Source organism: Wolbachia pipientis (assembly GCF_023661085.1).
Taxonomy (GTDB): Bacteria; Pseudomonadota; Alphaproteobacteria; order Rickettsiales; family Anaplasmataceae; genus Wolbachia.
Genome location: NZ_JAHDJT010000085.1, coordinates 1 through 6,025 on the forward strand (window position 1 = coordinate 1; position 6,025 = coordinate 6,025).

The 6,025-nt window shown below is 35.4% G+C and carries 8 protein-coding genes and 1 other RNA gene; 2 read left to right on the forward strand and 7 right to left on the reverse strand.

Annotated features, from left to right (window positions below; genetic code table 11):
• A partial coding sequence (locus tag DM84_RS04320) for a transposase (protein ID WP_250778593.1) occupies positions 1 to 212 on the forward strand: 212 nt, incomplete at its 5' end.
• Positions 213 to 412: 200 nt separating this feature from the next.
• Here DM84_RS04320 and DM84_RS04325 read toward each other — a convergent pair.
• From DM84_RS04325 to ffs, 6 genes are all read right to left on the reverse strand, one after another.
• Complete coding sequence (locus DM84_RS04325; RefSeq protein WP_250778595.1) at positions 413 to 910, reverse strand: invasion associated locus B family protein; 498 nt, start codon at positions 908 to 910, stop codon at positions 413 to 415.
• Positions 903 to 1,796 carry an RNA polymerase sigma factor RpoH gene (gene rpoH, locus DM84_RS04330; protein WP_250778597.1) on the reverse strand — a complete coding sequence of 298 codons (894 nt, stop codon included), beginning with the start codon at positions 1,794 to 1,796 and terminating at the stop codon, positions 903 to 905. Before rpoH ends, DM84_RS04325 begins: the two co-directional genes overlap by 8 nt.
• A 267-nt stretch (positions 1,797 to 2,063) precedes the next feature.
• A complete protein-coding gene (locus DM84_RS04335) occupies positions 2,064 to 2,789 on the reverse strand; it encodes a P44/Msp2 family outer membrane protein (protein WP_250778599.1) in 726 nt (241 codons plus the stop codon).
• A 324-nt stretch (positions 2,790 to 3,113) separates the two neighbouring features.
• Positions 3,114 to 3,428, reverse strand: a complete 315-nt coding sequence (locus DM84_RS04340; protein WP_284706134.1) for a YbaB/EbfC family nucleoid-associated protein — start codon at positions 3,426 to 3,428, stop codon at positions 3,114 to 3,116.
• Positions 3,429 to 3,449: 21 nt separating this feature from the next.
• Positions 3,450 to 4,934 carry a DNA polymerase III subunit gamma/tau gene (gene dnaX / locus DM84_RS04345; RefSeq protein ID WP_250778604.1) on the reverse strand — a complete coding sequence of 495 codons (1,485 nt, stop codon included), beginning with the start codon at positions 4,932 to 4,934 and terminating at the stop codon, positions 3,450 to 3,452.
• Positions 4,935 to 4,949: 15 nt separating this feature from the next.
• Positions 4,950 to 5,047, reverse strand: an RNA gene (ffs, locus tag DM84_RS04350) — signal recognition particle sRNA small type.
• Between the two features lie 90 nt (positions 5,048 to 5,137).
• Here ffs and DM84_RS04355 point away from each other — a divergent pair.
• Positions 5,138 to 5,791, forward strand: a complete 654-nt coding sequence (locus DM84_RS04355) for a glutathione S-transferase family protein (RefSeq protein WP_250778606.1) — start codon at positions 5,138 to 5,140, stop codon at positions 5,789 to 5,791.
• Position 5,792: 1 nt separating this feature from the next.
• On the opposite strand, the gene DM84_RS04360 is transcribed toward DM84_RS04355, so the two are convergent.
• A partial coding sequence (locus tag DM84_RS04360; RefSeq protein WP_458783140.1) for an O-methyltransferase occupies positions 5,793 to 6,025 on the reverse strand: 233 nt, incomplete at its 5' end.

Below are 6,025 nucleotides of genomic sequence, written 5' to 3' on the forward strand. Positions count from 1 at the left end.
CTTTCATAAGTCTGAAAGAATTAATAGAAAATGCTGGATGTAAAATTTTGTTTTTACCGCCATACTCTCCTGATTTGAATCCAATTGAGCATTTTTGGTTTGCCATTAAACATGCTGTGAGAAAGGCTCTGCCAACCTTTTGGCCTGATATCAATTCTACTATTGACTTTGTTTTTCAGCGCTCAGGTAAACCTTTCTTGCGTTGGCTATAAATTCCAGCGTCACGCGCTGGAATGACAAGAAAAGGTTACTTGGATGACAGAAGGAGGGGACACTATTATAGAGAAACCAGTGCTTGGATGACATAGTTTACTGTGTAACCAAATTACAATACTTCTAGTATTCTGCGTTGCTCCTAAAAATTCCTTACCATAATGCAAGAAATCTAGAGCAAAATAGACGCAAAAATAACTTATTTTGTGTAGCACAAATCGTGCATTTTTTGATACGCCTTTTGAAAACCAAGTAGGGAATAAGTGTCATCAACAGTTGCTGCTTTTGTTTTTCCATTGACCACCATTGATAATCCTTGTTTCATCCTGAGAATTAGTTCTTGATCTGTTTTTGTATGCTCTGCCCATGCGAGACTCCCCTGTATTATGGGCAATGTATATTTAACTTTTTTATCGACATCAAGAACTACAGGCTCCTTATCATACTGAAAACCAGAGGTAACGCTGACCTCATCTGCTTTTTTATCGACATAACTGACCATTACATATGGCTTGCGATCAGTTGTATAATGCTCACTTTTTTTCTTAGGATAAGACACGATGTAGCACACCTTTTCCCCATCTTCTAACGCAGTATACACAAGCCAATCTTTATATTTTTCTTTCAATTGCACATCACTAACCAATGCGAGAGCGCCTACTGAAAAAAATGTTAAAAGTACAAAAAACCTACGCATGCAAGCCAAACTTTAAACTCTCCGATTGTATATGCTGTCTTACCTTATTCATCGCCTGCTCAGCTAGCTGTCTTATTCTTTCTCTTGAAACACCATATTTTTTACTAAGCTCATCTAAAGTTTGGGTATTTTCGGACAAATATCTGCTGATAAAGATGTCTCTTGACCTTTCATTAAGACTTGCCAGTGCATTGTTTAAAATTGTTTCTTTTAATTCTTTCTCTTCATAATTTTGGTAAGTCATTTCTTGACTAACCGAGTTACATGGGATCATATCTTGTAACTCCTTTTTAGAGTCATCACCTATCTTTATACACTTATTTAGCGACTGATCCTTACAAGCTAAACGGTAACTCATCTGTACAACATCTCCTTCAGATACAGAAAGCTCATTGGATATTGCTTTTATTTCCTCATTACTTAAAGTTTCTCTGTTTGTATGTCGTAAAGTTCTTTTTTTTATTTTACGCAAACTGAAAAATAGCTTTCTTTGCGCTTGCGTTGTGCCTATTTTTACAAACGACCAAGATTTCAATATAAAGTCTTTTATTGAAGCTTCAATCCACCACACCGCATAAGTTGAAAAACGAAACCCTAAATCAGGATTAAACTTTTTCACTGCATGCATTAAACCCATGTTTCCTTCCATGACCAGATCCATAAGCAGCAATCCATAGTTTTTGAACTTCATTGCAATTTTCACTACCAAATTCAAATGACTAGTAATCAGCTTATGAGCAGAAGAAATATCTTTGTATTGGTGCCAATTTTTTGCTAACCGCACCTCTTCTTCCTGAGACAGCATAGGAAACTTTTGCACTTCAGCAATATACTGCGTGAGATTAGTGCTACTGTTAATACATAAACTTGTTGTTGGAATTAACATAACAACTCAAATTAAAACTCCATATATATAATATGTTGATTTTCTAGCAAAAATTCAAGATTTAATTTAAAAAAGTATGTATATTTCTGCACCCAACTAGGACCTCAGATGTCTTAGCACTGGCTACCAGCATGTAGCCCCATAAACTAAAGTAGCCTACATATGTCATTCCAGTGCTTAAAAACACTGGAATCCACATTTCTTTTTTCTAGGGTCCCAGCACCAGTTACTTGAATCTGGGACAACAAGAAGGGCTACTAAGATGGACTAGAAGTTAAATGCTACACCAGCTTCTGCACCAATAGTGCTATAAAGGACTTTGTATACGCCTTCATCAGTAACCTTTTTGGTTGCATCGCCAGGATGTGCAGGATCTTGTTTTTCTCCATCAAAGTTAGCGCCATAAGAACCAAAATAGCGAGCACCAGCGTAAAGTTTGATTTCTGGAGTTACGTCATAACTGACACCAGCTTTTGCTTGATAAGCAAAACCAAATCCATGCTTTTTATCTCCCACAGGGCTCTTTAAAGGATTGCTGAGATATGCTGCACCAACACCAACACCAACATACGGGGTAATAGGCATGTCCTCAATTGCTACGTCATAATACATGTTAACTAGCCCTGACATTACTGATAAATTATCTGCAATAGCTGTGTTACCAGTTTTTGCTGCACCTGAAATTTCATTTTTGTTGAGTTGCGAGTAAAGCCCCTCAATATCAACTCTGATATCATCCATTTTATAACCAAAAGCAGCACCACCAGCCATAAAAGAAGCCTTGTAAGGATCAAAAGCTTTATTGTTAGTATCCTGATATTGAATAGCATCAACTTTTGTTTTAAAAGGTAAAAATTCACCGTTGTACTGCAGGCGAATATAGTAGCTAGTTTCTTCATCAGTTATTGGACCAACAGGATCTGAAAAAGCAGCGTTTGATAAACTTAGCAACGTCACTAAAGCGGTTGCTGAAAAAAACTTTTTATAATGCATAATTGCCCTCGTTAAAAAAAATTAAAATTCCACTTTAGCAATTTAAGTAAAAACTAAAGTTAAGTCAAGTACTAACTTAATAACATAAAATATTTGACATTTAAACCAATTTTTAAGGGGAAGGTAAAAATTTTATTAATAAAAAGATAATAATATAACTTTTTACCTTTGATTTTCCGGTATTTTCTTACTGACTCTAGTATTTCTTTGCTTTCTGCATCATTACTGCGATTTCTTTTATCTTTGCATGATATTTCAGGTACATCATATGAAACAATTCTAGTATCAAAGATACAGAAACCTAGTTAGCAATACAGAGAATTTTTAAAAGGGAAGTTTAAACCCGGGTGGTAACCCCATCATACCTGCAAGATCAGAGGTCGCATTTGCCATATCTTCCTCTGCCTTTTTAATGGCATCGTTGAACGCTGCTGTTACTAAATCTTCTACTATATCTTTCTCCTCGTTTCTCATAAGCTCTAAGTCTATGTTTACTTTCTTAGCTTTATAACTACCTATTTTTATAACTTCCACTAACACAGAAACTTTGCCACCCCCGGAAACACCTTGAAATTCTTTTCCAATGTACTTCTCTTGAGCTTCCGCAAGCTTTTTTTGCATCTCTTGTGCTTGCTTCATTATTTGACTAAAATCCACAACCTACTCCTTATTCTCTATATTAATTACCTTTGCACCTTTAAACGTATCAAGTATATTCTTGACTGCAGGTGCATAATTTAAATTACTTACTTCCCTGTCCATACAGCCTGCATCAACTGTGACAACCCATTCTTGTTGAGTCACTTGATTTAAGTAATTTTTTAAATCATTACAAAAACTGTTGTTCAACCGAGATACGGCTCTTAATTTTAAATACCCAGGTTTGCAATCCACTAATTGTAGATTACTACATAGCTGTTTGTAAAGATAAATTTGGTTATTCTGTCGTAATAGTTGCAGAATTTTATCAAAATCGTAATTTTTTTGCTGTGCGCTCTCTGCGTTACGCATATTCCTTTGCTGTGTATTCTGCGTAAGAACTTTTTTGACTACTTGCTCGGGAGAAGGTAAATCAGAAAGATAACAGAGGCTAATTAACATCATTTCAGCAGCAATATCGTTACATGTTGAAGTTTTTATATCCTGAATTCCCTTGAGCAACATCTTCCACAATCTCGAGAAAAATATTAAAGATTTCTTTGCACTTAAGTCTTTTATCCTGTTCTTTTCACATTCTATAACTGAACTATCGATTTCTTTTGTAATCAAATAACGGCATATTAATTGGATTGTTTGCAATAGACCTTCGAAGACACTGAGTGGGTTTGCTGTCTTTATTGCCTTGTCGAATACTGACAGAGCCTTCTGTAAATCACCATCCAATATTGCTTCCAGTAGATCAAATATAATATCTTTATCCACCAGACCGAGTATTTCTATTACATTCTTGATGGATATCATGCTATCTTTGCTATATAGCACTGCTTGATTCATTAAAAATAAAGCGTTACGCATCGAATTGCTACAGTGGTGTGCAATTAATTCTGATGCCCCATTTTCAATTAGATAATTTTCTTCTTGTGCAATGTCATTCAACCGCTCCACTATTTTAGCTGCAGGGATGTTATGCAAATCAAACCTTTGACAACGTGCAATAATAGTTATCGGTATCTTTTTTATCTCTGTGGTTGCCAGAATAAACTTTACGCTAGATGGTGGTTCTTCTAGGGTTTTAAGCAATGCATTAAATGCACTGCTGGATAACATGTGTACTTCATCTATAATATAAACCTTGGATTTAGAGCTTATAGGTGAATAGCAAATGTCTCCTAGAATTACTTTGATATCTTCAACGCTAGTGTGACTTGCTGCGTCAATCTCTATCACATCCGGGTGACTTGAATTCTTTATCGCTAGACAATTTTCACATGATCCACAAGGTTCAAAAGTTGGCCCCAAGGAACAATTCAAACATAAAGCTATTATTCTTGCTGTGGTAGTTTTACCAACTCCGCTGCTACCAGAGAGCAGTATGGATTGTGGGATTTTGTTGAGAGTAAAAGCGTTTTCTAATATACGTACTAATATATCTTGACCTATTAGATCTTTGAAGCTACTAGGACGATATTTTAATGCTATGTTCATAACTTACGATAAACAAACAGTTCAATAGGTATGCAACCCAAAAAGATTCTGATATGGCTGCTTCATCTCTGACCTGACCAAGTTACAGAGTTTTTGCCTGCATACCTTGTAAAATATTATACTTTTTTTTTTATTTAGCAAAGCATATCCTATGGTAATCTATGATTAGTTGGGGTTGCATAGGTTACATATAGAAATTAATTATGATTTTATATCACTTCTCTCTTTGTCCGTTCTCGCGAAAGGTTAGAGCTCTTCTCAAGGAGAAAAAGTTAGGTTGTGATTTAGTATACGAGAATCCGTGGGAGAAGAGGAATGAATTTATGGAGATTAACCCAACTGGACAAGTACCAGTACTTGTAGATAATAATTTTATTATAACAGACAGCACTGCTATTTGTGAGTATCTAGAAGAAACTTACAGCAGCGATATCAAATTGCTCGATTTGTCTACTGTTGTTAAGTCTAAAATACGTGCTTTAGTTAACTGGTTTGATAACAAATTTTATAACGAGGTTACCAAATACATTATAAACGAAAAAGTAATAATTAACCGCAGCCCGGACTCTAGGTTTCTTCATGCAGCTCAGTATAACCAGTCTTGCCATATAGAATGCATTGAACACTTAATTAGCAAAAACGTTTGGCTTGCAACTGATAAGTTCACTTTGGCTGACATTACTTTAGCGTCACATATCTCTGTAATGGACTATGTAAATAGTTTTCCATGGGAAAAAAGTAGAATTTTAAAAGAATGGTACTCTATTGTTAAGTCAAGGCCTTGTTTTCGTGAGATGTTATTAGAAAGGGTTTCTGGATTAACTCCTCCTAGGCATTATGCCGACTTTGATTTTTAACTCATGTTAGCTTTAAAGCTACAGTCATTCCTTCATCAGTTGGAATCAACATAGAGTAATATTTTTCTTCATCTGATAATCTACGATTAAATTCTCTCATAGCCTGCCATGATTTTTCCGATACTTCCTTTGGAGGTGATTCTAAAAACACTGTGTTAAACAATAGAGTGTTATCTGCAACAATGAGTCCATCTTGTTTAATATAAAGCTCTGCCCAATCTAAATATTTAGGGT

Coding starts and splice junctions, on each gene's coding strand:
- rpoH (WP_250778597.1), bottom strand. CDS start 1,796: ATGTTAATTCCAACAACAAGTTTATGTATTAACAGTAGCACTAATCTC.
- dnaX (WP_250778604.1), bottom strand. CDS start 4,934: ATGAACATAGCATTAAAATATCGTCCTAGTAGCTTCAAAGATCTAATA.
- DM84_RS04355 (WP_250778606.1), top strand. CDS start 5,138: ATGATTTTATATCACTTCTCTCTTTGTCCGTTCTCGCGAAAGGTTAGA.
- DM84_RS04340 (WP_284706134.1), bottom strand. CDS start 3,428: ATGAAGCAAGCACAAGAGATGCAAAAAAAGCTTGCGGAAGCTCAAGAG.
- DM84_RS04325 (WP_250778595.1), bottom strand. CDS start 910: ATGCGTAGGTTTTTTGTACTTTTAACATTTTTTTCAGTAGGCGCTCTC.
- DM84_RS04335 (WP_250778599.1), bottom strand. CDS start 2,789: ATGCATTATAAAAAGTTTTTTTCAGCAACCGCTTTAGTGACGTTGCTA.